Origin of the sequence: Vannielia litorea (assembly GCF_019801175.1) — a bacterium.
GTDB classification, from domain to species: Bacteria; Pseudomonadota; Alphaproteobacteria; order Rhodobacterales; family Rhodobacteraceae; genus Vannielia; species Vannielia litorea_B.
In genome coordinates, this window is record NZ_JAHVJR010000001.1 from 421,440 (window position 1) to 446,094 (window position 24,655).

The 24,655-nt window shown below is 65.6% G+C and carries 23 protein-coding genes; 8 read left to right on the forward strand and 15 right to left on the reverse strand.

What is annotated here, in order from left to right:
* Positions 1 to 27: 27 nt before the first annotated feature.
* The 7 genes from KUV38_RS02105 to secG form a co-directional block, all read right to left on the reverse strand.
* Complete coding sequence (locus KUV38_RS02105) at positions 28 to 762, reverse strand: transporter substrate-binding domain-containing protein (RefSeq protein ID WP_222468469.1); 735 nt, start codon at positions 760 to 762, stop codon at positions 28 to 30.
* A complete protein-coding gene (locus KUV38_RS02110; protein ID WP_222468470.1) occupies positions 762 to 1,523 on the reverse strand; it encodes an ABC transporter ATP-binding protein in 762 nt (253 codons plus the stop codon). Before KUV38_RS02110 ends, KUV38_RS02105 begins: the two co-directional genes overlap by 1 nt.
* A gap of 125 nt (positions 1,524 to 1,648) precedes the next feature.
* Positions 1,649 to 2,395: a PhnD/SsuA/transferrin family substrate-binding protein gene (locus KUV38_RS02115; RefSeq protein ID WP_222468471.1), complete on the reverse strand. Its 747-nt coding sequence runs from the start codon at positions 2,393 to 2,395 to the stop codon at positions 1,649 to 1,651.
* 1 nt (position 2,396) lies between these two features.
* Entirely contained in the window at positions 2,397 to 2,837 is a 441-nt protein-coding gene (locus tag KUV38_RS02120) for a TerB family tellurite resistance protein (protein ID WP_222468472.1), read from the reverse strand.
* 151 nt (positions 2,838 to 2,988) lie between these two features.
* A complete protein-coding gene (locus KUV38_RS02125; protein ID WP_222468473.1) occupies positions 2,989 to 3,432 on the reverse strand; it encodes a TerB family tellurite resistance protein in 444 nt (147 codons plus the stop codon).
* A gap of 52 nt (positions 3,433 to 3,484) precedes the next feature.
* A complete protein-coding gene (locus tag KUV38_RS02130) occupies positions 3,485 to 5,128 on the reverse strand; it encodes a CTP synthase (protein WP_222468474.1) in 1,644 nt (547 codons plus the stop codon).
* Between the two features lie 243 nt (positions 5,129 to 5,371).
* A complete protein-coding gene (secG, locus tag KUV38_RS02135) occupies positions 5,372 to 5,746 on the reverse strand; it encodes a preprotein translocase subunit SecG (protein ID WP_222468475.1) in 375 nt (124 codons plus the stop codon).
* A 71-nt stretch (positions 5,747 to 5,817) separates the two neighbouring features.
* On the opposite strand from secG, the gene KUV38_RS02140 reads away from it, so the two are divergent.
* From KUV38_RS02140 to KUV38_RS02150, 3 genes are all read left to right on the forward strand, one after another.
* Positions 5,818 to 6,381 carry a GNAT family N-acetyltransferase gene (locus tag KUV38_RS02140; RefSeq protein ID WP_261385124.1) on the forward strand — a complete coding sequence of 188 codons (564 nt, stop codon included), beginning with the start codon at positions 5,818 to 5,820 and terminating at the stop codon, positions 6,379 to 6,381.
* Positions 6,382 to 6,442: 61 nt separating this feature from the next.
* Positions 6,443 to 7,735, forward strand: coding sequence for an adenylosuccinate synthase (locus tag KUV38_RS02145; protein ID WP_222468476.1), 1,293 nt, complete (start codon positions 6,443 to 6,445; stop codon positions 7,733 to 7,735).
* Between the two features lie 13 nt (positions 7,736 to 7,748).
* Entirely contained in the window at positions 7,749 to 7,964 is a 216-nt protein-coding gene (locus KUV38_RS02150; RefSeq protein ID WP_222468477.1) for a DUF2842 domain-containing protein, read from the forward strand.
* A 213-nt stretch (positions 7,965 to 8,177) separates the two neighbouring features.
* Here KUV38_RS02150 and KUV38_RS02155 read toward each other — a convergent pair whose 3' ends face one another.
* On the reverse strand, positions 8,178 to 11,669 hold the full coding sequence (locus KUV38_RS02155) for a hypothetical protein (RefSeq protein ID WP_222468478.1): 3,492 nt from the start codon (positions 11,667 to 11,669) through the stop codon (positions 8,178 to 8,180).
* Between the two features lie 138 nt (positions 11,670 to 11,807).
* Here KUV38_RS02155 and KUV38_RS02160 point away from each other — a divergent pair, with 138 nt between their 5' ends.
* Positions 11,808 to 12,488 (forward strand): thiamine diphosphokinase, encoded by a 681-nt coding sequence (locus KUV38_RS02160; protein WP_222468479.1) that lies wholly within the window; start codon positions 11,808 to 11,810, stop codon positions 12,486 to 12,488.
* Here KUV38_RS02160 and KUV38_RS02165 read toward each other — a convergent pair.
* The 7 genes from KUV38_RS02165 to KUV38_RS02195 form a co-directional block, all read right to left on the reverse strand.
* Positions 12,418 to 13,350: a DMT family transporter gene (locus tag KUV38_RS02165; protein WP_222468480.1), complete on the reverse strand. Its 933-nt coding sequence runs from the start codon at positions 13,348 to 13,350 to the stop codon at positions 12,418 to 12,420. The genes KUV38_RS02160 and KUV38_RS02165 overlap by 71 nt on opposite strands.
* 54 nt (positions 13,351 to 13,404) lie before the next feature.
* Entirely contained in the window at positions 13,405 to 13,833 is a 429-nt protein-coding gene (locus KUV38_RS02170; protein WP_222468481.1) for a YqaA family protein, read from the reverse strand.
* Positions 13,834 to 13,939: 106 nt separating this feature from the next.
* Positions 13,940 to 14,890: a murein L,D-transpeptidase catalytic domain family protein gene (locus KUV38_RS02175; RefSeq protein WP_222468482.1), complete on the reverse strand. Its 951-nt coding sequence runs from the start codon at positions 14,888 to 14,890 to the stop codon at positions 13,940 to 13,942.
* Between the two features lie 238 nt (positions 14,891 to 15,128).
* Positions 15,129 to 16,637, reverse strand: a complete 1,509-nt coding sequence (locus KUV38_RS02180; RefSeq protein ID WP_222468483.1) for a hypothetical protein — start codon at positions 16,635 to 16,637, stop codon at positions 15,129 to 15,131.
* Between the two features lie 280 nt (positions 16,638 to 16,917).
* Positions 16,918 to 18,135 (reverse strand): M24 family metallopeptidase, encoded by a 1,218-nt coding sequence (locus tag KUV38_RS02185; RefSeq protein WP_222470925.1) that lies wholly within the window; start codon positions 18,133 to 18,135, stop codon positions 16,918 to 16,920.
* A 318-nt stretch (positions 18,136 to 18,453) separates the two neighbouring features.
* Complete coding sequence (locus KUV38_RS02190) at positions 18,454 to 18,882, reverse strand: thermonuclease family protein (protein WP_261385126.1); 429 nt, start codon at positions 18,880 to 18,882, stop codon at positions 18,454 to 18,456.
* 383 nt (positions 18,883 to 19,265) lie between these two features.
* Complete coding sequence (locus KUV38_RS02195; RefSeq protein ID WP_222468484.1) at positions 19,266 to 20,639, reverse strand: L-serine ammonia-lyase; 1,374 nt, start codon at positions 20,637 to 20,639, stop codon at positions 19,266 to 19,268.
* 82 nt (positions 20,640 to 20,721) lie between these two features.
* Between KUV38_RS02195 and KUV38_RS02200 the strand changes: the two genes are divergently transcribed.
* The 4 genes from KUV38_RS02200 to gorA all read left to right on the forward strand — a co-directional run bounded on the left by KUV38_RS02200 (position 20,722) and on the right by gorA (position 24,643).
* Positions 20,722 to 21,267 carry a GNAT family N-acetyltransferase gene (locus tag KUV38_RS02200; protein ID WP_222468485.1) on the forward strand — a complete coding sequence of 182 codons (546 nt, stop codon included), beginning with the start codon at positions 20,722 to 20,724 and terminating at the stop codon, positions 21,265 to 21,267.
* A 197-nt stretch (positions 21,268 to 21,464) separates the two neighbouring features.
* Complete coding sequence (locus tag KUV38_RS02205) at positions 21,465 to 22,385, forward strand: cation diffusion facilitator family transporter (protein WP_222468486.1); 921 nt, start codon at positions 21,465 to 21,467, stop codon at positions 22,383 to 22,385.
* A gap of 73 nt (positions 22,386 to 22,458) precedes the next feature.
* Entirely contained in the window at positions 22,459 to 23,238 is a 780-nt protein-coding gene (gene rpiA, locus KUV38_RS02210; protein ID WP_222468487.1) for a ribose-5-phosphate isomerase RpiA, read from the forward strand.
* Between the two features lie 34 nt (positions 23,239 to 23,272).
* The gene (gorA, locus tag KUV38_RS02215) at positions 23,273 to 24,643 is read left to right on the forward strand and encodes a glutathione-disulfide reductase (RefSeq protein ID WP_222468488.1); all 1,371 of its coding nucleotides are present in this window, start codon (positions 23,273 to 23,275) and stop codon (positions 24,641 to 24,643) included.
* Positions 24,644 to 24,655 lie beyond the last annotated feature (12 nt).

Here is a 24,655-nt window from a genome sequence, read left to right on the forward strand (position 1 = left end):
CTCCCGTTGGTCCTTGTTTTGCTTTGTTCATTCCGTGCCGTCCCCGGCCTGGAACCACTTTTCGGCCATCGCGGAGATGCTGCCATCGGCCAGCATCTCCGCAATCGCGGAATCGAATGTCTCGCGCAGGGCGCGATCCTCCTTGCGGAAGGCGGCGGCGGTGTCGCCCGAGGGGATGCCGAACAGCTCGGCAATCTCCACCCGCCCGCCACCATTGCGGGCCACACCTTCCAGAAAGGCCTGCGGTCCCACCACCTCGTCCACCCGCCCGTCGAACAGCGCCTCCACGGCGGCGACCAGCGAGGGGTAGGTGCTGACCCGGTAGCCCATGCTGCGGGCCCAATCCTCGTGAATTGTTGCCCGCTGCACCGCCACATGCGGCGCGTCCGAAGTCGAGGCGCCGGTCTGCATCAGCACGGCGGAGGCCGCGTTGCTGCCGACCTCGTAGCCCAGCGAAAAGGCGACCATCTTGGCGCGCTCGGTGGTCACCGCCATCCCGGCCATCGCCACATCGTATTTTCCGGCCACGAGGTTGGGCAGCAGGCTCTCCCAGTCGTTCACCACCCATGCGCAATCCAGCCCGCTGCGGCGGCAGATCTCGTTGCCCAGCTCGATGTCGAAGCCCCGCAGCTCGCCCGCCCGGTCGCGATAGGTATAGGGCGGAAAGGCGCCCTCGGTGCCGATCCGCACCTCCTGCGCCGCGGCCCCGGCGCTCGCTCCGAGGCCCGCCGCCACCAGCGCCAATGCAAGGCGCAGCGCCATCAGGCCATCTCGCCGGAATGCGACAGGAAGCTGCGCAGCCGCTCCGATTTGGGCGCACCGAACAGCTCGGCCGGCGCGCCTTCTTCCTCCACCAGACCTTGGTGCAGAAACATCAGATGGTCGCTCACATCGCGGGCCATCCGCATGTCGTGGGTGACAAGGATCATCGTGCGGCCCTCTTCGGCGAGGCTCTTGATGACCTTCACCACCTCCTGCTCCAGCTCCGGGTCCAGCGCACTCGTCGGCTCGTCGAAGAGCAGCGCCTCCGGCTCCATCGCCAGCGCCCGCGCAATCGCGGCCCGCTGCTGCTGCCCGCCCGAAAGCTGGGCGGGGTACACATCGGCCTTGTCGCCGATCCCGACCTTGGCCAGATAGCTCCGCGCGGCGGCCTCCACCTCGGCGCGGTCGCGCTTCAGCACCGTCACCGGCGCCTCCATCACGTTCTGCAGGATCGTCATGTGGGACCACAGGTTGAACTGCTGAAACACCATGCTCAGGTTGGTGCGGATGCGCAGCACCTGCTTGGCATCGGCCGGGCGGCGATGCGCCGCCTCGCCCTTCCACCGCACCGGCTCCCCCTTGAACAGGATCTCCCCCTGCTGGCTGTCTTCCAGCAGGTTGGCGCAGCGCAGAAGCGTGGATTTGCCCGATCCCGACGACCCGATGAGCGAGACGACCTCCCCCTTGCGGGCCGCCATATCCACCCCCTTGAGCACCTCAAGGCTGCCATAGGCCTTGTGCAGGCCTCTGATCTCAATCACGGGTTGCGGCTGGGTCGCTGCCTTTGACACGGGGCCTCTTCGGTTCGGTTGCAAGCCCGGAGTAGGGCGCAGAATCCGTGTGATTGCAAGGCGGAACACCCGGCCTTTCCGTCACGTTCGCACGCTCAGGCGGCAGGTGCCTCAGGAATAGGCATATCCAGATAGGCCGCCGCCCCGAGCCGCACCGCGCCTTGCACCCCAAGGGTTTGCCGGGCCTCCTCGTCGAGCAGCTGAACCGCCTCCTCGACCGCAGCGGCGATTTCTGAGGCGTTCTGCCCCGGCGCGCAGATCAGCGGCAGCCCGGGGGTGGGCGCGGTGCGAAAGCGCTCTTCGAGCCGCCCCGCCGCAGGCTCCCAGTCTTGCAGCATCGCCCATGTCTGCGCGTCGATGCAGGCCCAGTCGGCGCGGCCCTCGGCCACCGCCTGCACCGAGGCCACATGCGCCCCGGTCGAGAGCACGCCGCTTGCGCTGGCCCGGCCTGCAGCCATCACTTCCCGCGCCGTCGCCCAGCCCGATTGCGAGTTGCGGCTGTTGTAGGCCAGCACACCCTCCGGCACCCCGCCCGGCCGCGTCACCACGACCGAGTTGTAATGCCCCGCCGGGCAGCCCGGCAGCGCGTGATCCAGCGTGGTGACGTATTCAACCTTGCCCCTCAGCCGCCCCCGGTAGGGCAGCGAGCAACTCTGCCCGAGGATCAGCTCGGGCGATTCCCACAGGGACCACAGGCTCTCGGGGGCTTCCAGCGCATCGGGCAGATCCTTCGCCAGCGCGGCGCCACGGGCAATCAGCCCCTCGCGGATGATCTGCCAGAACCGCTCCAGCGCAGGCGCCGTCTCAGGGCGCAGATACATCGGCAACCCGGCGCGAAGCATCCTAGCGCTTATGCTCCACGGCCTTGCGGGCCATGTTGCTGTCGCGATCATTCACACCCAGCAGGTTGGCGATGAGCCGCATCAGCGCGTCCTCTTCCTCGTCGCGCCGCCCGTCGGCCAGCACCACGCGCCAGATCTCCCCGATCACCCCGCGCCGCTGCTCCAGCGCCGTGCTGTCCTTGATCGCGCGGGTAAAGCGCACCGTGTCCGAGGCCCCGGCCTCCAGCTCTTCAGCCTGCCGCAGCACCTCTGCCGCCTCGAAGGGCGAGCCGCCGATCCAGTGCTGGGTGATGCCGCGGATCATGTCGCGCTCCACCTCGGCATATTCGCCATCGGCCCGCGCGACCCGCACCAGAAGCGCCGGAAAGGCCACCCTCGGGTCCACATCGCTGGGCTGGGTATCGGTCTCGCCGGTCAGGCGCTTGATGAGATCTGCAAACATGCGGTGAGATATAGCCGCCCCCGCCCGCGCTGCAAGCCGCTCCTCGGAGCGGGCGCATGCAAGTGAGCGCCCGTGTCTTCGCTCGTATCGTAGGTCACCAAGCCCAGCCGCCCCCACGAGGACGCCGCAAAGGGCAGGCAAGCGGCGCCCCTCAGGGCATGTATCGCGCCTCGAGCGCCGCGGCATCCGCCTCGGCCACGCCCAGCGCCCCGGCGGCAAAGCCGATCATCTCGGCCTCCTCCGGCTTCTCCTCGCCATCGGCCATCACCACCTGCCAAAGCGCATCCAGCACCTCGACGCGCTCGTTGTAGCTCACCGCATCGCGAATGAGCGCGGTGAACACCTCGGTCTCCGGCGCCTGATGCTCCAGCTTCTCCGCCGTCGCCCGCAGCTTGGCCGCCTCCACCGGGTTCAGCCCGAACCTTTGTGAAAGGAACTTGTCGATCCGCCCGATCTCGCTGGCCAGATAGGTGTGGTCGCTCTTGGCCATCCGCACCAGCAACGCCGCCAGCGCCAGCCGCGAGTCGAGCTCCGGCAGCACCTTGTCAGCAGCCTTCGCCGTACCTGTCAGCCTGTGCAGGAACTCGGTGAACATGGGCGCCTCCCTCGTCGCTTGGCCGGGCGTGCCCCGGCTCTTTGCTCTTCCCTCAGACCAGCCGCGAATTCTCCACCGCCGCGCGCACGAAATCGGCAAACAGCGGATGCGGCGCAAAGGGCTTCGACTTCAGCTCGGGGTGAAACTGCACCCCGATGAACCACGGATGATCCTTCACCTCGACGATCTCGGGCAACCGGCCATCCGGGCTCATCCCCGAAAACGCCAGCCCGCTCTCCTCGAGCTTGTCCTTATAGGCAATATCCACCTCGTAGCGGTGCCGGTGGCGCTCGTCGATCGCCGTGCTGCCGTAAATCTCGGCCACCTTGCTGCCGCCCTTCAGAACCGCGTCATAGGCGCCCAGCCGCATCGTGCCGCCCTTGGCGTCGGTTTTCTTGCGCTTCACCTTCTCGTTGCCCTGCACCCACTCCTTGAGGTGATAGACAACCGGCTCGAACCGCTTCTTCCCGGCCTCGTGGTCAAACTCCTCGCTGCCCGCCTTCTCGACGCCCGCAAGGTTGCGCGCGGCCTCGATCACCGCCATCTGCATGCCAAGGCAAATCCCGAGGTAAGGCACCTTCCGCTCCCGCGCGAACTGCGCCGCCTTGATCTTGCCTTCCGTCCCGCGCTCGCCAAAACCGCCCGGGACGAGGATCGCGTGGAACCCCTCCAGATGCGGCGCGGCGTCCTCGCGGTCGAACAGCTCGGCATCGACCCATTCGATCTTCACCTTCACCCGGTTCGCCATGCCGCCATGAGTCAGCGCCTCGGCGATGGACTTATAGGCATCCTCAAGCTGGGTGTATTTGCCCACAATGGCCACCTTTACCTCGCCGTCGGTCTTGTGGATGCGGTCGTAAACATCCTCCCAACGGCTGAGGTTGGGGCGCGGGGCAGGGGAGATCTGGAAAGCATCCAGCACCGCCTGATCCAGCCCTTCGCGGTGATAGGCCAGTGGCGCTTCATAGATGCTCTTGAGGTCCGGCGCCGCGATCACGCTGTCGGGCCGCACGTTGCAGAACAACGCCAGCTTCTCGCGCTCCTTCTGCGGAATGGCGCCCTCGCCGCGACACACCAGAATATCCGGCGCCAGCCCGATGCTCCGCAGCTCCTTCACCGAGTGCTGCGTCGGCTTGGTCTTCAGCTCACCGCTGGCCTTGATGAAGGGCAGCAGCGTCAGATGCATGAAGATGCACTGCCCGCGCGGCTTGTCCTGCGCGAACTGCCGGATTGCCTCGAAGAATGGCAAGCCCTCGATGTCGCCCACCGTGCCGCCGATCTCGCAGAGCATGAAATCCACCTCATCCTCGCCGATCGAGATGAAATCCTTGATCTCGTTGGTGACGTGCGGAATGACCTGAATGGTCTTGCCCAGGTAGTCGCCCCGGCGCTCCTTCTCCAGCACGTTCGAGTAAATCCGCCCCGAACTCACCGAATCCGTCTGCCGCGCCGCAACCCCGGTGAAGCGCTCATAATGGCCAAGGTCGAGGTCGGTCTCGGCGCCATCGTCGGTCACGAAGACCTCGCCGTGCTCGAACGGGCTCATCGTGCCCGGATCGACGTTCAGGTAAGGGTCCAGCTTGCGCAGCCGCACCGAGTAGCCTCGCGCCTGCAACAGCGCCCCCATGGCCGCCGAGGCGAGGCCTTTCCCGAGAGAAGAGACCACACCGCCGGTGATGAAGATGAAACGTGCCATGTGGTGTGGAGCTCCCGTGTATTCGCCTTGAAATGCGCCGCTGCGCGGCCTCAAACCACGCTGCATCACGGGATTTGAGATATAGAAGATTCGCGCGGCAAAGTCCATGCCTGCCGCAACATGATGTTGGGTTTCGTTGGGTCGCCCCAACCGGTTGTGGGTCTTGTTGGAGGTGGTCAGCCCGCCGCCGGGCGGGGCCGGCGTTCGGGCGCTTGGGGTGGGCGCGCGGGGCGCCCTTTGGCCTTAGTCGGCGGCTTGCGGCACCAGAGGCGCATCGCCATCCGCCGAAGGCGGAAGCAGGTCTTCGCCTGCGGGCAGGGCACCGTCGCCCGCCGGAGCGTCGTCGCCACCGGTGTCGGTGATCCGGTCAACCACAGAGGACGATCCGGCATCTGCCGCGGCCAGAATGGTCAGCGCGATCGAGGTGCAGATGAAGGCAATCGCAAAGATCCACGTCAGCTTGGCCATCGCCGTTGCCGCCGCACGCCCGGTCATCACACCGCCGCCGCCACCGCCGCCGCCCATGGAGCCCATGCCCCCCTCGGACCGCTGAAGCAGCACCACGCCGATCAGGCAGAGCGCCAGAATCAGGTGGACGATGAGGAGGACGTTTTCCATTGAGCTTTCCCGCGAGGTTTCGGCGGGCTATCTAATCCGTCAGGCCTCATGCCGCAACCCCTGCCGCCGCCATGCCCATCACGATCCGCCCTGCCTGTTTCAAAGATGCCCGCGCGCTGGCGCGGGTGCAGGTCGCCGCATGGCACGCCACATACTCCGGCATGGTGCCCGATGCGATGCTCGCCGCCACCACACTGGAGCGCAAGCAGGAGATCTGGTCGCGCCTCCTGACCGAGGAGGAGGCCCCGACCAGCCGCTGCCGCACCCTGCTCTGCACGGCAGGCGCGGCGGGCGAGGTCGAGGGTTTCATCCGCATCGGCCCCCAGCGCACCGCGCGCTTTCTGTCCCAATGGCCCGGCGAGATCCAAATCCTCTACATCCACCCCGCCGCGCAGGGGCAGGGCAGGGGCCGCACGCTCCTCGCCGCCGGGGCAGGGCTGCTGAACGCGGCGGGGCTCGTCCCCGCAACCCTCTGGGTCATGAGCGCCAACACCCGCGCCCGCCGCTTCTACGAACGCCTCGGCGGTGCGTATCTCGAAGAGCAAACCGTGCCCGTCCAGCACGAGAGCTTCGACGAGGTCGCCTATGGCTGGCACGACCTTTCCTCCCTCGCCGCCGCCTGCGCCGAAGATTGAGGTTTCACCGCACCGCCCGCCCCGATATACGGGCGCGGGCTTTCCATGCAGGAGATTCATCATGGCCAATGTTGTCGTCGTCGGCGCCCAGTGGGGTGACGAGGGAAAAGGCAAGATCGTCGACTGGCTCTCGGAGCGGGCCGATGTCATCTGCCGCTTCCAGGGCGGGCACAACGCAGGCCACACGCTGGTGATCGACGGCGAGGTGTTCAAGCTGCACGCGCTGCCCTCCGGCGTGGTGCGCTCGGGCAAGCTCTCGGTCATCGGCAACGGTGTCGTGCTGGACCCGTGGCACCTGATCAAAGAAATCGAGACGATCCGGGGCCAGGGTGTCGAGATCACCCCCGAGACCCTGATGATCGCCGAGAACACCCCGCTCATCCTGCCGTTCCACGGCGAGCTGGACCGTGCGCGTGAAAGCCAGAACTCCGTCGCCAAGATCGGCACCACCGGGCGCGGCATCGGCCCGGCCTACGAAGACAAGGTGGGCCGCCGTGTCATCCGTGTGGCCGACCTCGCCGACGCGGCCACGCTCGAACTCCGGGTCGACCGCGCACTGGTCCACCACAACGCGCTGCGCTCCGGGCTAGGGCTCGAGGCCATCGACCGCGATGCGCTGATCGCCCAGCTCAAGGAAATCGCGCCCAAGATCCTGCAGTTCGCCGCTCCGGTCTGGAAGGTGCTGAACGAGAAGCGCAAGGCGGGCAAACGCATCCTCTTCGAAGGTGCCCAAGGCGCGCTGCTCGATATCGACTTCGGCACCTACCCCTTCGTGACCTCCTCCAACGTGATCGCCGGTCAGGCGGCCACCGGGGTCGGCATGGGGCCCGGCGCGGTCAACTACGTGCTCGGCATCGTCAAGGCCTACACCACCCGCGTCGGCGAGGGGCCGTTCCCGACCGAGCTGCATGACGAAGACGGCCAGCGCCTCGGCGAGCGCGGCCACGAGTTCGGCACCACCACCGGGCGCAAGCGTCGCTGCGGCTGGTTCGATGCAGCCCTGGTGCGCCAGACCTGCGCGATCTCGGGCATCAACGGCATCTGCCTGACCAAGCTCGACGTGCTCGATGGCTTCGACACGCTGAAAATCTGCGTCGGCTACGAACTCGACGGCAAACGGCTGGATTATCTGCCCACCGCCGCCGATGAGCAGGCCCGTTGCCAGCCGATCTATGAGGAGATGCCCGGCTGGTCGGAATCGACCGAGGGCGCCCGCTCGTGGAACGACCTGCCCGCAGGCGCGATCAAATACGTCAAGCGCGTCGAAGAGCTGATCGAATGCCCCGTGGCGCTGCTCTCCACCTCGCCCGAACGCGAGGATACCATCCTCGTCACCGATCCGTTCTCGGACTGAGGGGGGCAGGGCGATGGCACTCAGCTACAAGGCGCGCCGCCGCTGGTCGCTGGTGATCCTGCTGGTCGGGCTCCCGCTCTACATCGCCTTCGCATGGTGGATCACCAGCCTGCTGCCCGACCTGCCTGTGCTGGTCGAGCTGCTGGTCTTCATCGTTCTCGGCGTCGCCTGGACGATCCCGGTGCGCAAGGTGTTCTACGGCGTCGGCAAGGAAGACCCCGACGCCTGATTGCCCGCGCCGGCTCGCCAGCCGCGCCCCCGCACCCTGTACCTACAAAATCGAGCGCCCTCCCGGGCGCCCGCCATCCCTTGCCTTGTCACCCGGCCGCCCCGGCCCGCGCCAAACCCGGCGGCCCGCAATCCGCACCCCTGACAAAACAAGACGGGGCGCGCCAATCTGGCCGCCCCGTCCGTACTGATCACCAGACCTGCGCCCGGCGGCTCAGAGCATCGCCCGGCGCTGCTCCTGCGTATAGCGAGAAGTTTGAGAAAGGGTGAACTGCCCCCGGCTCAACTTGCGGATCTTGCCCTGGCGCAGCAGCTGGCCGAAGGAGCGCAGGCTGTCTTCGCGGGTAAAGCTCTCCACGTTGCCCAGCTCCGCCACCTGCCGCATGATCTGCGGGTGCGAGAAATGGGTGCGCCCCTCCACGTAGGAGCTGTAGGCCGCGGCGCATTCCAGCAGGTCTTCCAGACCGCGCGCACCCATCTTCTCCGAGAACTCCTCGAAGCTCTTGCAGTCGGCAAAGATGCCGGTCGCCTCGGCGTCGCTCTTCACCATGCCCTCGGCCCCTTCCGGCGCCTCTGCATCGGCGTCGAGGGTGCGATCGGTCACCCGGCGCGGGCGCACCGGGGTGGTCTCGCGGCGGGCGCTCTCGGCCTCGCCCTCGGCACCACCATGATCCTCGGCGTCATCCACGCGCTGACCGGTCACCAGCACCAGCGGCGTCGCGGTCTGCGGGCGGCGCGTGGTGGTCTTGCGCAGGATTGGGCGGCGCGGACGGGCGGGCTGGCCGCCGATGTCGTCGCCTGCGGACTCTTCGGCAACGCGGTCTTCGACCTCGTCTGCCACCGCTGCGATCCCGGCCTCGGCGCTGGTCTCATCGGCCTCCATGTCCTCGGCATCGTCCTCATCGGCAGCAGGCACAGGGCGCACCACCGAGGCGAGGTCGTCGCGGTAGGCGCGGGCTTCGTCGTCGTCGCCCAGCAGGCTCTCGCCCTCGGCTTTCGTTGCGGCCACGGCAGCCTTGAGGTGGGCAATCGCCGAGCGGCGGCGCTCCATCTCCGGGCCGCGCAGCTTGCCCTCGGTCTCGGTCATCAGCCGCTCGACCCGGTCGTCGGCCTGCTCGGTCTCGACGATCCGGTCGCGGCGAACGCGGGCAGCCTCGTAGCGGGCCTCGTTCTGGGCCTCTGCGGCCATCTGGGCCACCAGCCCTTCAACCGCCATCGGCGCATCGTCGTCCTCGAAGGCCTCTTCCGCCTCGGTCTCGGACACCACCAGTTCGATCTCGTCCACCTCTGTCTCGGCGACCTCTTCTGCGGCCTCCTCAACCTCGGGTTCAGCGACCTCTTCGACGGCCTCTTCAGCCACCGCCTCGACCTCGGCAGCCTCCTCGGCCACCTCGTCCTCTTCGGTGTCGTCCTCGGCGAGGAAGGCAGAGAGCGTGTCGACCATGTCGCTGCTGTCATCTTCCGCCGTCTCTTCGGCGTCAGACACGGCAACCTCGGGTTCTTCGAGGTCGATCACCTCGGAGGCCAGCGCTTCCAGCGCCTCGGGGGCGAGCTCGTCCTCGTCCGAGGCCTCTTCTTCGGCGGTCTCGTCCTGCGCGGTCGAACCGACAGAGGCGAACCCCTGCGCAAGGCCCGGCTCATCGGCCAGCGCACCGCGCAGATCCTCGGCGGCATCGGTGCGGGCCTCTTCGCCCGTCTCGCCTGCAGCCAGCTCCTGCTCCACAGCGGCCAGCTCGGCCAGAAGGTCGGCCTCTGCTTCGGCAGACAGGCTGCTCGGGGCGTCATCGTCCGCATCGGCCGGCGCGTCGGCGGCCTCGGCCACGTCCTCTTCCACTTCCTCGGTCGCGGTGTCTTCGCTACGGCGCAGGCCGATGGCGGCCAGGGCCGAGGCCATGGCGGAGCGTTTCACCTTGATCACACGGGTCCGGCGCGGCGCGGCCTCGGTCGCGGCCTCCTCCTCGGGGGCCTCCGCCACCATCTCTTCCGGCTCTTCGGCAGCCGCCTCGGCGCTGTCGTCCTCCAGAACGAAGGGCGCTTCACTGTCGCCCTCGCTGGTGAGCGGGCCAAAGCCGTAATCCTCGTCCGAGAGCGCACCGATTACATCGGCCATGTCGACCTCTTCCTCGGCAGCGGCCTCTTCAGGCTCCGCCTCGGCGGCCTCCTCGGCGCTGGTCTCCGCAGCAGCTTCGGTCTCCTCGACCTCCGTCTCGGCCACCTCTTCGCTGTCATCCTCGAGCGACGCCATCACGGCCTCGATATCGCTCTCATCGGAGTCGTCAGACGCTTCGAGTTCTTCGGCCACCGGCGCCTCGTCGGCAGCAGCTTCGACCTCAGCAGCCTCTTCCGACACAGCCTCAGAAGCCTCAGCTTCAACAGTCTCGTCCTCAGCAACAACCGCCTCATCGGCCTGCGCGTCCTCGTCCGCCACAGCCTCTTCCGGCTCGGAAGCCTCTTCCGCAGCAACCTCTTCAGCCGCCTCAGCCTCAACCTCTTCGGCCACCTCGGCCTCAGGCGCCTCGGTCAGCGCCTCCACGGCGGCAATCGCCTCGGCAACCTCTTCGGTCTCCGACACGGCCTCAGCTTCGGGCTCAGCCTCGTGCTCCTCCACCTCGGCGGTCTCTTCCACCTCGGGGGTCTCGGTCAGCGCCTCGACAGCGGCAATCGCTTCAGCGACCTCCTCCGCTTCGGCCACAGCTTCCGCTTCGGCTTCATCCGCCGCAGCTTCGACCTCTTCCGCCATCACCGGCGTCTCGGCCTCGGCCTCATCGGTCACAGCTTCTTCGGCGGTTTCCTCTTCGGCAGCGGCCTCCGCTTCAGCCAAGTCTTCGACGGCAGCCTCGTCCTCAGCCGCAGTCTCTTCAACCGGCGCATCCTCAGCCACCTCGGCCTCAGGCGCATCCTCTTCGGCAGCCTCAACCTCGGCGGTCTCCGCCTCGGCAACTTCCTCAGTGTCAGCTTCAACGGCCTCCGCCTCGGCCACGTCTTCAACGTCAGCCTCAACAGCCTCCGCCTCGGCCACGTCCTCAACGTCAGCCTCAACAGCCTCCGCCTCAGCCACGTCCTCTTCAGCCACAGCCTCTTCCTCGACCGCATCGAATGCGGCGAGCGGCTGCACCTCGGCCTCTTCCACCTCGTCTTCCACCACGGCAGCCTCGGCCTCTTCCGGGCGGCTGCGGTTCACCACGGCGCGGATGCGGGCCAGCTTGGCGGCCACGCTGTCGCCCTGGGCCGGGGCAGCAGGGGCAAGATCGGCGTAATCGTCTTCCGGGGAGCTCTGGGCCGCGGCAGGCGCGGCAGCAACCGGGGCAGGGGCCTCGACCTCAGGCTCGGGCCGGGCTGCGGGCGCTTCGGCCACGGGCGCTTGTGCAGCCGCCTCAACCGGCGCCTCAGCCGGGGCCTTCACTTCGGGCGCAGCCGCAGCCGCCGCAGCCGGCGTCGCAACGCCAACCCCTTCGGCGGCGCGCAGCAGAATGCCACTCTCGGAGATCTTCGCCTCCACCCGCCGCTGAATCTCTTTCTCGGCGATCCGCTGGAGCATGTCGGCATCCGGCGTCGGCGGCTCGGCCCCAAAGTACCGATCGTCCGCAGCGAGATCACGGAAATACTCCGCAATCGCCTTCATCGTGCCGAAGGAATCCTCGAAGCCTTCCAGGGTGCACGAGAAGGTGCCGTACGACACCGTCAGAATCTTGCTCGATCCCATCATTGTTCTGCTCGCTTTCTCATAGCCCAGCGGGGTCTGTTTACCACGTATTGGTTCGAGAGAAGCAACAGAGTGGGGAAATTTCGGGTATCATATTTGGGCTTCATTGTGACCTCAGGGTAAACCGGGCATACCCTCGGCATGGCTCCGATCCTCATCGATTCACCAGATATTATTACCCTATTGGGTGGTGGTGAGGTTAACGCCGCCCGCCTTAAAGATGCCTTAAACCGCGCACCACGGCTTGTGGCAGCCGATGGCGGGGCCGATGTGGCGCTCGAAAAAGGGTTAACGCCCGAAGCGGTGATCGGCGACTTCGACAGCCTGAGTGACGTAACGAAAGCTTCGCTCCCTCCCGAGGTGCTCCACCACGTCACCGAGCAAGACAGTACCGACTTCGAAAAAGTGCTCCAGCGCGTCCGTGCGCCGCTGCTTCTGGCGGTGGGGTTTCTGGGCCGCAGGCTCGATCACCAACTCGCCGCGCTGACCGCGCTGGTGACCCACGCCCAGCAGCCCTGCCTGCTGCTCGGGGCCGATGACATCGCCTTTGCCGCCCCGCCCGATCTTTCGCTCGATCTGCCGCCCGGCAGCCGCCTGTCCCTCTACCCGCTGGCTTCGGTGACCGGCCGCTCCGAAGGGCTCGAATGGCCGATCGACGGGCTCTCCTTCAGCCCCTCCACCCGCATCGGCACCTCCAACCGCGTAACCGGCCCGGTGCGGCTGCGCTTCGATCAGCCCGGGATGGTGGTAATCACGCCGCCGGAGGCGCTGGGCGCTCTGCTGGCAGGCTTTGCCGCCCGGCCCGCTGCTCCCGCCAGATGATGTAAAGCCCCGCGCCGATCGTCACCCCGATCCCGGCGAGCGCCAGCCCGTTGGGGAACTCCTTGAACACCAGCCAGCCGATCAGGGTGGAGAAGGGGATCTCGAGGTATTGCATCGGCGCCAGCGTGGCGGTCGGAGCGTGGCGCAGGCTCCATGTCATGAGCAGGTGCGCCATCGTGCCGATGCAGCCCATCGCGGCAATCAGCACCCACGTGGGCCGGTCAGGGGAGACCACGTCGAACTCCGCCCACCAACTGCCATCGGCGATGAGCAGCAGCGGGGCGAGCAGCGCCGTGCCCATCAGCCCGCTCATCGACTGCATGGCCACCGGGTCCACATCGGCCCGCATGATCCGCGTGACCAGCATGAAGAAGGCGAAGTTCACCGCCACCAGCACCGGCAACAGCGCCGCCCAGCCGACCGCCATGAAGGAGGGCTGAATCACCATGCAGGTGCCGAGGAACCCCACCGCGCAGGCCGTCAGCCGCCGCGTGCCAACCTCCTCGCCCAAAAAGAACCAGCCCAGCAGCAGCATGATGAAGGGCATCACGAAGGCGATGGCCACGGCATCCGCGAGCGGCAAAAACCGCAGGCTGAGAAACATCGAGCCGATGCCGACGATATGCAGCACCGTGCGCAGCGCGGTGAACCCCAGCGCCCGACGGCTCATCCTGAGCGTGCCGCCCGTCAGCAGCACGATCGGCACCAGAATCAGCGCCTGAATGGCGAACCGAAAGAACACCAGCTGGCTCAGCGGCACATGCCCACCGAGCAACTTCGCCACGCTGTCTCCGAGGGGCGCCAGAAGGCAGAACCCCAGCATGAGCGTGATACCTAAAAGGGGCCTGTCCGCCTGTTGCATGACGGAGTCATATTTCGCCCCGCCCGCCGCGGCAATCCCCGAAACCGGGGCAGCTCAGAGCCAGGCGCGGGCCACGGCCATCACCGCCACATAGCGCCCGCCCTTGGCGAGGGTGACGATCAGCACAAAGCTCCACAGCGGCTCCCGCAACAGGCCCGCCACCACCGTCAGCGGGTCGCCGATGAACGGCACCCAACTGGCCAGAAGGCTCCAGCGTCCCCAGCGGTGATACTGCGCCTCCGCCCGCGCCAGCCCCCGCTCCGAAACCGGAAACCACCGCCGCCCCCGGAACCGGCGCAACACCCGCCCGCAGAACCAGTTGACCACCGATCCCAGCACGTTGCCCAAGGTCGCCGTGACCACCAGCAACGTGGCCGAGAGTGCCGGGTCGCTGAGCAGAAAAACCAGCACCGCCTCCGACTGCGCCGGCAGCAGCGTGGCCGCAACGAAGGCGGCAAGGAAGAGGGTCAGATAAGGCGCCATCGCGCCGCGTGTAGCCCATGCCCCGCCGGATGCAATCACCCGCAGCGCGGCACCTGCCTGCACGCATCAGCCAAAGCCTCACCGCAGGGCCAGCCCGCCCCGCGCACTACCCGCAGATCGGCAACTCCCGTGGCTCCGATTTCGGCAGCGACCGCCGCCAGCGGTTGATCACCGGCTGCAACTTCCGCTTCGGCCAGAACTTCGGCGCTCCGATCTCGCGCAGGCACGCATTGTTCCAGTAAAGCCCGTTGCCCGGCACCGAAGCCCCCGCCCGCGCGACCTTCTCCACCGCCTCGATATCCCGCCCCTCGGGGTAGATATACAGCGTCGTCGGTCGCCGCTCCGTCAGCCGCAAGATCTCCCGCGTCGCTTCGCCCGACCACGTGGTGCAGCCGTTGCTTCGCCCGCCGGTGTAATCCACCAGCCGCCCCACGGGCACGTAGCCTTCCTTGTCGGCATAGGGGCTCTGCGGCATCTGCATCCGGCACTGCCACTTCACGAAGACCGCCTGATGCCCGCCAATCGCCCTCTCGCGGGCGTTCGAGGTTTCCCCGGTGCCGTCGAACAGCAGGAAAGTCCGGTGAAACGGCACCAGCTTGCCCGACTGCCGGATGTAACCCTTGAAGGAGGTCCGCGTCTCGGCGGTGATGTAATCGCCCCCCATCGTCAGCTTCGAGCCTTCCGCATTGCTGAAGTGCCGCGCGCACTGCCGCCCGTTGGCAAAATTCGCCTGCTGCAACTTGCGCCCGTTGCCATGCCCGGAAGAGACCGCGCGAAACACCCGCTGCGCCTCGCAGATCGTGTAATACCGGCGCGACCCACCCGCCCGCGTGGCATCCATCGCCATGTAACAGGGGTTCTTCACCTGCCCCCGCCTGACCCGGTCCCGATAGAGCCCCCGCGCCCGCTCCAGCACCACAGGCGCAATCTGCCCCTCCCCGGTGCCGACATGGGCCGCCAGCCAGCCGGGTATGCCTGGTTGTGCCGTGGATGGGCCGGACGCTAGGCCGGACAGTGCGAAGATAACGGCAACGAAAATGCGCATTCTGCGTCTCATGAGGAACCTCCTGCTCGGTGGGCCTTGGGCGGAGGGTAGCATGAGGAAGGGTGGGGTGGGGAGGGGGGATGGGGTTTGGTGGCGAGGTGCTGGCTAGGGTCGGTTCTGCGGGACAGGGCCGGCTTTCGCTGCGAATGTTAAATCAAGGCTGAATCATCGACGGTGACCTAAAAGAAGAGAGGAACGCGGTCTTTCATTGTTGGCGCATAGCCCACAAAAATCTTTGCTGCGTCGAAATTCAATTCTTCCGGCTGGCGCCGTTTTCGAACACAATCATCCCAGTACGCATTTCGAAACCCAACTCATACCACGCCTCTCCGCTCGCAGTCTTTCCACGAGCTTGGCTTTTTGCGCGCCAATCAATCATCGCAGCCACAACGCACACTGTTTGGCCGCAGTTCACTTCGAAGCTGTTAGGTCTCGCGGTATATATCCTCTCTGGCCAGCGCTCTGCGAACTTCCGTTTTTGGCTGAGTAACCCAACCCTGGAAATCTCGTTATCGTAAAAGTCGATGCGATCCGCATAGGCTTGGTGCATTTTTCGCATTGCTTTAAGGTTGTCGCTAGACCAGTCAGAAAGGTACTGATTGTATGCGGCGATCATTTGCGAGCTTACATCGCCCTCTGTATCAGCCCCGCTATTCACCCCATCGATACACAGGCTAAAGGCACTCTTCAAAATCTTTTTGTCTTTTTCCGTTGGCTTGACCTCAAGAAAGAAACTACGACCAATGGCACCGTGCAAGCCAACCGAAATCTTTGCATGGCTATTCAGTAGTTCCACTCCGCTTTGGTTGATCTGAAGTTCAACTACCGCAGTTCCAGAACCAGTTAGAAAGCGTAGGGAACGTGGCGGGTACTCGAGTTTAGGACTTCCCGGCGGATGCCATATTGAAAACCCAGACAGATATTCGCTGGCCATTTCGACCCACCCCTTGTTGAGCGGCTGGTAGTGTTCGGGCTGCGACAACAAGAGAAAAGGCACACCGCTTCTGCAGTAAGCAGTAACTTGGCTGACCACGTTTCGACCTTGTGCATTATTGTAGTAGATCGAATATGCAACAACGCCTTCGCCATAGGGCTCGAGGATGAAATCAGAAAACGAATCCGCCGGTATAATATTGAGAGCTTTCAGATCGGCAGCACTTGGAATGTACATCTCCTCGGGAGGTGTCATGCTCATCTTCGAGAAGAGGGTTGGCGCGATCCCCATCCCCTCGATATACGCATGCAGAATCCCTGAAACGAATTGTGTGGAGCGTTGGGTTTCTCCGACCTTTTCGACATGACCTGATGCCGTACCTGCACTGCTGAATTGGTGAAAGCCTAGAACCGATCCCTCCTCAAGTTTACGATCTTCACCGCCCAGAAAGGCGAGTGCGCACGCTGACATGCACATACCTGGCTGCGCCGGAGGTAGCCAATAGCTATCCTCAGTTGTTCTCGGCTCGTAGGATGCCACCCTCGCTATCAGCCCTTCGCGGCGGATCATCTCGCCCAACTCTACACCAGAAAATAGATTACCTCCCGGCGAGTTCAGATCAATATAGAACCTGAATCCATCAAATGGTTCTGTATCCAAGAACGACTGAAATGCGGCAGGCGTATTCTCAGTGATATCTCCGTCCGCCACCACGATGTTGCTATGATTCATGTAGATGATGTCGAACGTCATCTCTTTCGATGCAACTGGAGCAGCGAGGCAGCTTAGCAAAGAGAAGGCTGCAGCAACCTTGAGAATTCGCATGGAATACCCCTAACTTCCTGAAGTATGGGTGGGGCCGCAAAGGCAGCGCCCAAAAAATTGATAGCCTAACCGACGAGGTTCAATCTTGAAACTCGTAAATTACTACAGGAGTAGAATCGTCAAAGCCGACTGCATCCCGCGCTTGAGTGACCATACCACGATCTGAACGGCGGGGTTTGTCGCCAGTCAAGGGCACATGTGTACTTAGGCTTTCAACCAGATCTTCGCCGCGATGCCAAAAAAGTCCATGCCCAAAGCTGTAATTCTCGCAAACACCCCCTCAGGGCTTCACCACCAACCCCGGCGGCGTCGTCGCCAGATACTCCGCGCTCGCATCATTGATCAGCATCGTCTCGGTCAGCTCGATCCCGCCGTCCTCCAGCCACAGCCCCGGCATGAAGTGAAACACCATGCCCGGTTGCAGCTCTGTCTCGTCGCCCTCCCGCAGGCTCATCGTGCGCTCGCCCCAGTCGGGCGGGTAGCTGAGGCCCACAGAGTAGCCGCAGCGGCTGGTTTTCTCGAAGCCGTAGCGGTTGAGCGTCTGGGTGAACGACCGCGCCACCTCGGCGCAGGTCGCCCCCGGCCTTGCCGCCCCCATCACCGCCGCCGTGGCCGCCATCAGCGCCTCTTCGGCCTTGCGGTAATTGTTCGGCGGCTCGCCAAAGAACAGCGTCCGCGATTGCGGGCAATGGTAGCGCCGGTGCACCCCCGCGATCTCGAAGAACGTCGGCACCCCGCGCGGGATCGGCGCGCCATCCCACGTCAGGTGCGGGGCGGTGGCATCCATTCCCGAGGGCGTCATCGGCACGATCGCCGGGTAGTCCCCCCAGGCCCCCCGCGTGCCGAGCGCGCCCGCTTTCAGGATCTCGGCCACCAGTGCGTTCTTCTGCATCCCCGGTTCCGCGACCTCGGCGATCACACGGTGCATCTCGGTCACGATCTCGCCCGCGCGGCGCATGTAGCTGATCTCCGCCGGAGATTTCACCGCCCGGCACCAGTTCACCAGCCCGGTCGCGTCGCTCACATCCGCATCCGGCAGGCCCGCCGTGAGGGCGCGATGGGCGGCGGCGGAATAGTAATAATTGTCCAGCTCCACCCCGATGCTGGCCGTCCCGTGGCCCCAGTCCACCATCAGCTCCGCCAGCACCGTCATCGGATGCGCCTGCGGGTTCTGCACCAGCCAATCCTCGTAGCCGAAGATATGGTCGTGCGACATCCAGACTGTCCGCCGTGCCCCCGCCGCATCCATCCCCCGGCCCCACCAGATGGGATCATGCCGCTGGCTGACCACCACCGCCTGATGCACGTAGAACGACCAGCCGTCATACCCCGTGAGCCACGCCATGTTCGACGGGTCCGAGATGACCAGAACCTCCACCCCCTGCGCCTCCATAGACGCCCGAACGGCCGCCAGCCGCTCGTGATATTCGGTGCGCGCGAAGGCCAGCGCAGAGGAGGGCAGGGCCGCCGCCGGGGCGGACCCGCCTTGCAGGGCCATCGGAGCGGAGGGGGTGCGGGGCTTGGTGGTCATGAGGGGAGGTGAGCAGGGTTTGGGAAGCGTGGCAAGGGGAGATGGGGCGCGACTTGTCCTGCCACCCCCTGCGGCCCGCGAAACCATCGATCACGTTCGCAAGGCCAGCGCCCGTCTCGCACGGGGCGCCTCTCCCCAAGCGCTGCTATCCCGGCTGCACACTCCGTTTACGCTTGATCCAGCCTCACCGAAGCGCCCGCCCCGTGGGGGGGCGGGACGGGCGCTGGCCGCCGGTGGCGGCCGGGTCTAACGCCTAACCGAGCATTTCGATCTCGGGGCAGGCCGTCACTTTGCGCCCGTTCCTGACTTCTGCCGCGCCTCGAATTTTGCCCAGACATGCATCCGGCCCTTCTGACGGGCATCGGCAAGCCAGAGCTTTTTTCGGGCGTCCTCTGTCTCCAGAGGGCGATAGATGCCCCCAGAGAACTTCGGCCAGTCGATGGCCATACCGATCTTGACCATTTCCGCCGAGAGATCCCGCCCGTCCGGCAGAAAGCACTTCGCCACCGTGCGCCCGTGGTCATCGGTATCGGTAATCACGGCCCGAATCTTCATGCCCTTGCACAGGGCGACCAATGCCCATTTGGCTTTCTTGCCGAATGGGTGGTTCATTTCTGGTGCATCAATTCCGAAAAGCCTGATCTGGGTCTTGTTGATCGTGATGGTATCTCCGTCCACCACATAGGCCGCGCCCGAAATTTCTTCGTGATCCAAGCTCGGTTCGGCGCTTGTCTCATCGAAGGGAGGAGGGTTGTCGATATTCCTCCGAGTTTGCGGGGAGGGCGTAGCGGCCGGCTGTGTCGGTAGCACAGGTTTCGCAACCGCCGTGGAAGGCCTCGGTGCAGGCTGCGTGGATCGCGCGCTCTGTCTAACCGGGGTCGCACGGCGCTTTGGCGGCTGCGAAGAAAACCCTTCGCGGATCGTTCTCTTGACGGCCCTCTTGGCGGAGCGTTCCGCGTTCTTGAGCGTGCCGCCTATGAGCAGAAAGGCAATTAATCCAACTGCGCCGAGAATAACTTCCAAAATCAAACCCTTCCTAAATAGGAAGGAAGCCTATGGATATTTGGTTTGTCCGCAAGGGCCGCTAAGTCTTTAACTCAACAATTCGGCACATTCACCGCCAGCCCGCCCAGCGCCGTCTCCTTATACTTCTCACTCATGTCCCGCCCCGTTTCCAGCAGCGTCCTTATACACGCATCCAGCGGCACCAAATGCGACCCATCCCCCCGCAGCGCCAAACTCGCCGCCGAGACCGCCTTGATCGCCCCCAGCCCGTTCCGCTCGATGCAGGGCACCTGCACCAGCCCGCGCACCGGGTCGCAGGTCATCCCAAGGTGATGCTCCAGCGCGATCTCGGCGGCATTCTCCACCTGCTCCGCCGTCCCGCCCATCACCGCGCATAGCCCGGCCGCCGCCATCGCCGCCGCAGACCCAACCTCCGCCTGGCACCCCGCCTCGGCGCCAGAAATGGAAGCGTTGTGCTTGATCAGCCCGCCCACCGCCGCCGCTGTCAGCAAAAACTCCCCGACGCGTGAGGGCACAGCCCCCGGCACATGGTCCAGCCAGTAGCGGATCACCGCAGGCACAACCCCAGCCGCGCCATTGGTCGGCGCGGTCACCACCTGCCCGCCCGCCGCGTTCTCCTCGTTCACCGCCATCGCGTAGCAGCTCATCCAATCGTTGATCGTGTGCGGCGCGGTCAGGTTCATGCCGCGCTCCGCCTGCAAGGCCCGCCAGATACCCGCCGCCCGCCGCTTCACCTTCAAGCCGCCCGGCAGCACGCCGTCGCTCTCCAACCCGCGCTGCAAACAGCCATCCATCACCTCCCAGATACGCGCCAGCCCCTTCTCGATCTCTGCCGCACTCCGGCGGGTCCGCTCATTGGCCATCTTCATGGCCGCAATCGAAAGCCCGCTCTCGGCGGCCATGTCGAGCATCTCCTGCGCCGACTTGAACGCAAAGGGCACCGGCGCGCCCTGCGCCGTATCCGCCCCTGCCGCCAGCTCCGCCTCGCTGAGCACAAATCCCCCGCCGACCGAGTAATAAACCTCCCGGTCAATCACATCGCCCTGCGCGTCCAGCGCCTCGAAGGCCAGCCCATTGGGGTGGCCGGGCAGGGGGGCGTCATAGTCGAACACCAGGTCATTGGCCGGCGCAAACCGCAGCACGCCCAGCCCCTCTGGCTCCACCACGCCGCGCGCCTTCACATCCGCCAGCGCCGCCTCGCCGGCCTCGGCCTCGTAGGTCTCCGGCACCAGCCCCGCGAGGCCCAAGATCACCGCGCGGTCGGTCGCATGGCCGACCCCGGTGAAGGCGAGCGAGCCGTGCAGCCGCGCCCGCAGGCCGGTCACCTCGAAGGGCAGGCCGCGCACCCGTTCCAGGTAGCGCGTGGCGGCCACCATCGGTCCCATGGTGTGAGACGATGACGGGCCGATGCCCACCTTGAACATTTCAAAGACGGAGACGAACATGGCCGCCACCATGCCAGCGTCGCGCCGCGCGGCAAGCCTGAAAACGACATTTCCCACGCCGCGCCCGCACTGAGCCCAACCGATGCACACCGATGCTAGACCGATGATCGAAACCGCCCGCCTCCTGCTGCGCCCCTTCGAGCCGGATGACCTGCCCGCCTTCGCGGCGATGAACGCCGACGCGCAGGTCATGCGCTACTTTCCCGCGCCCAAGTCCGAGGCGGAGACCGGCGAGATGCTCGCCCGCTGCACCGCGCTCTGGGCGGCGAACGGCATGGCCTTCTCGGCGGTGACAAACCATCGCGGTCAGTTCCTCGGCATGTGCGGGCTGCACCGGCCCGAGGGCCTCCCGCTCTCGCCCTGCGTCGAGATCGGCTGGCGCTTCATCCCGGCGGCCTGGGGCAAGGGGTTGGCCTCCGAGGCCGCCCGCGCCTGGCTCGCCTGGGGCTGGGATCAGGGGCTGAAGGAGATCCTCGCCTACACGCCCCTGCTCAACACACCCTCCCGCGACCTGATGGCCCGTATTGGCATGGCGGAGGCCCCCGATCTGGCCTTCGACCACCCCGACATCGACGAGGGCCACCCGCTCCGGCCCATGTTCGTGGCCCGCATCCGCCGCCCCGGCTGAGGGCCCGCCTGCCCCCCGTCAACCCGGCCCGCGCGGTGGGGTAACACTCGGGCGCCTTGCAATATCGCGTATGCATGGGATGTGCATGGAATGTGCATCAGTTGTGCATCAGTAAAATATAGGGTTAACGCGGTTTCGCCCCCGGCGTGGGCGAATTAACGCATTGCCCCCGGCAACGCCCGCGTTAGCTTCGCCCCATGCCGCACGACCACCACCATCACCACCACCACGTCAGCTCCGAAACAGGCGACCGAAACCTCGCCCTCGCCGTGCTGGTCAACCTCGGCCTGACCGTGGCGCAAATCGTCGGCGGCCTCCTCTCCGGCTCGCTCGCGCTCATCGCTGACGCGCTGCACAACCTCTCCGATGCGGTCTCCCTCGTCATCGCCTTCGCCGCCCGCCGGATCGCCCGCAAACCGGCCGACGCGGGCATGACCTTCGGCTATGGCCGGGCCGAGATGGTGGCCGCGCTGATCAACTATACCACGCTGATTTTGCTGGCGATTTACCTCGCCTACGAAGGGGTCATGCGGCTCTTCGCACCCGAGGATGTCGAGGGCTGGATGGTGGTGATCATCGCCGCCATCGCCCTTGTGATCGACGCGGTCACGGCTCTGCTGACCTTCGCCATGTCGAAGTCCTCCGCCAACATCCGCGCCGCCTTCCTGCACAACTTGGCCGACGCGCTGGGCTCGGTCGCGGTGATCGTCGCAGGCACCCTGATCCTGCTCTACGACTGGCGCTTGGCAGACCCCATCGTGACCCTGCTGATCTCGGCCTACATCCTCTGGCATGCGCTGGCCGAGGTGCCCGGCGTGATCCGCATGCTCATGCTCGCCACGCCCCCGGGCATGGATATTTCCGAGGTATCCCAAAGGCTTGCCGCCACACCCGGCGTGGCCTCCATCCACCATCTGCACCTCTGGCAGATGCAGGAACACGAGGCCGCGCTGGAGGCTCATATCGTCATCGAAGAGGGCCACTGGGCCGAGGCCGACGCCATCAAGGCCACCCTCAAACAGACCCTCGCAGAGCGCTACCGCATCCACCACGCCACCCTCGAGCTGGAGTGCGCCGCCCACGCCTGCGAGGCGCCCCGGCTGATCGGCCACGGATAAGGCGATTTGCCCTCGCACCGCCGGGCCTCTGCCCCTATAACCTTCTGCGACCGCGACCACGGGAGACCCGCCGATGACCGATCTTTCGCCCATCGACAAGGCCAAGTTCGTCGCCGCCAAACGGGCGGTGGACTACGTGCAGGACGGCATGCGGATCGGCCTTGGCACCGGCTCCACGGCGGCCTGGATGGTGCGCTGTCTCGCCGAGAGGATGCAGGAAGAAAGCCTTGATATCATTGGCGTTCCCACCTCCACCCGCACGGCGGATCTGGCCCGCGAGCTGGGCATCCCGGTCACCTCTTTGGATGAGGCCAAATGGCTCGACCTCACGATTGATGGCGCCGACGAGTTCGATGGCGAGCTCAACCTGATCAAGGGCGGCGGCGGTGCGCTGTTGCAGGAAAAGATCGTCGCCACCGCCTCCGACCGCATGGTGGTGATCGCCGATGCCGCCAAGGACGTGACCGCGCTCGGCGCCTTCCCCCTGCCCATCGAGGTGATCCCCTTCGGCTGGCAGACCACCAAGGCGCTGGTCGAGGAAACCCTTATTAACATGGACGTTCTGGGCCGCGACACCTCGCTGCGCATGAACGACGACGCGCCCTACATCACCGACGAGGGCAACTACATCATCGACCTGCACCTGCGCCGCATCGGCAATGCCCGGCAGTTGAGCCTCGTGCTCAACCAGGTGCCGGGCGTGGTTGAAAACGGTCTCTTCATCGATATCTGCGACGTGGTGATCGTCGGTCACGGTGACGGGCGCGTTCAGGTGCGCGACATCAACGAAGGCACTGAGGAGGAAGAGAAAATCGACCTTCTCGAGGGAGACAACATCTTCGCCGACCTCTGAGGAGGAGCAGGGACGGCAGAGCAGAGGCAGAGCAATGGAATTCGACTACGACCTTTTCGTCATCGGCGGCGGCTCCGGCGGGGTGCGCGCGGCCCGGCTGGCAAGTTCGGAGGCCGGCCAGAAGGTTGGTCTGGCTGAAGAATATCGCATGGGCGGCACCTGCGTGATCCGCGGCTGCGTGCCCAAAAAGCTGATGGTCTATGCCTCGCATTTCCCCGAAGAGATGAAACTCGCGCAGGCCTATGGCTGGACGGTCCACGCCGGCGGTTTCGATTGGGGCAAGTTCCGCCACCACCTCCACGCCGAGTTGGACCGGCTCGAGCAGATCTACACCCGCAACCTCGAAAAGGCCGGGGTGGAGATCCACGCACAGCGCGCCGTGGTGAAGGATCCGCACACCGTGGCGCTGGCCGATGGCACCGAGTTCAAATGCCGCCACATCCTCGTCGCCACCGGCGGCGCGCCCAGTTTCCCGCCGCTGGAGGGGGCCGAGGAGTTCGGCATCAGCTCCAACGACATCTTCCTGATGGAGGAGCTGCCCGAGAGCATCCTGATCATCGGCGGCGGCTTCATCGCCTGTGAAATGGCCTGCATCCTCAACGGCTTGGGGGTCAAGACAACGCTCTTCCTGCGCGGTGCCCAAATCCTCCGCGGCTTCGATGACGAGGCCCGCGGCCATCTGGCCGACCACATGGCCAGCCTCGGTATCGAGATCCACACCGGCACCTCGATCACCGAGATGCAGAAGCTTGAAAACAAGATCTCCGTGCGTACGACCACCGGCCACGAGGGGCTCTACGAGAAGATCCTCTTCGCCACCGGCCGCGATCCCAACACCAAGGGCCTCGGGCTGGAGGAGGCCGGCGTCAAGCTCGGCCGTCTCGGCGAGGTGGTGGTGAACGAATACAGCCAAACCGATGTGCCCTCGATCTACGCCATCGGCGATGTGACCGGCCGTGTGGAGCTGACCCCGGTGGCGATCCGCGAGGGCGTGGCCTTCGTGAACACCGTCTTCCACGGCAAGCCCCAGCCGGTCGACCATGACCTCGTGCCCTCGGCGGTCTACACCCAGCCCGAGCTGGGCACCGTGGGGATGACAGAGAATGAGGCAGAGCGCGCGATGGAGGCGGGCGGCGAGCCCTTCGAGGTTTACTCCACCTCCTTCCGCCCGATGAAAACCGCCTTCGCCCACACCGACGACCGGGTGATGATGAAGCTTATCGTCGGCAAGGAGACCCGCAAGGTGCTCGGCTGCCACATCGTCGCACCCGAGGCGGGCGAAATGATCCAGCTCGCAGGGATCGCCATCAAGATGGGCGCAACCAAGGAAGACTTCGACCGCACCTGCGCGGTCCATCCGACCATGGCAGAGGAGCTGGTGACGATGAAGTCACCGGTGCGTTAGGGCGCCGAACGG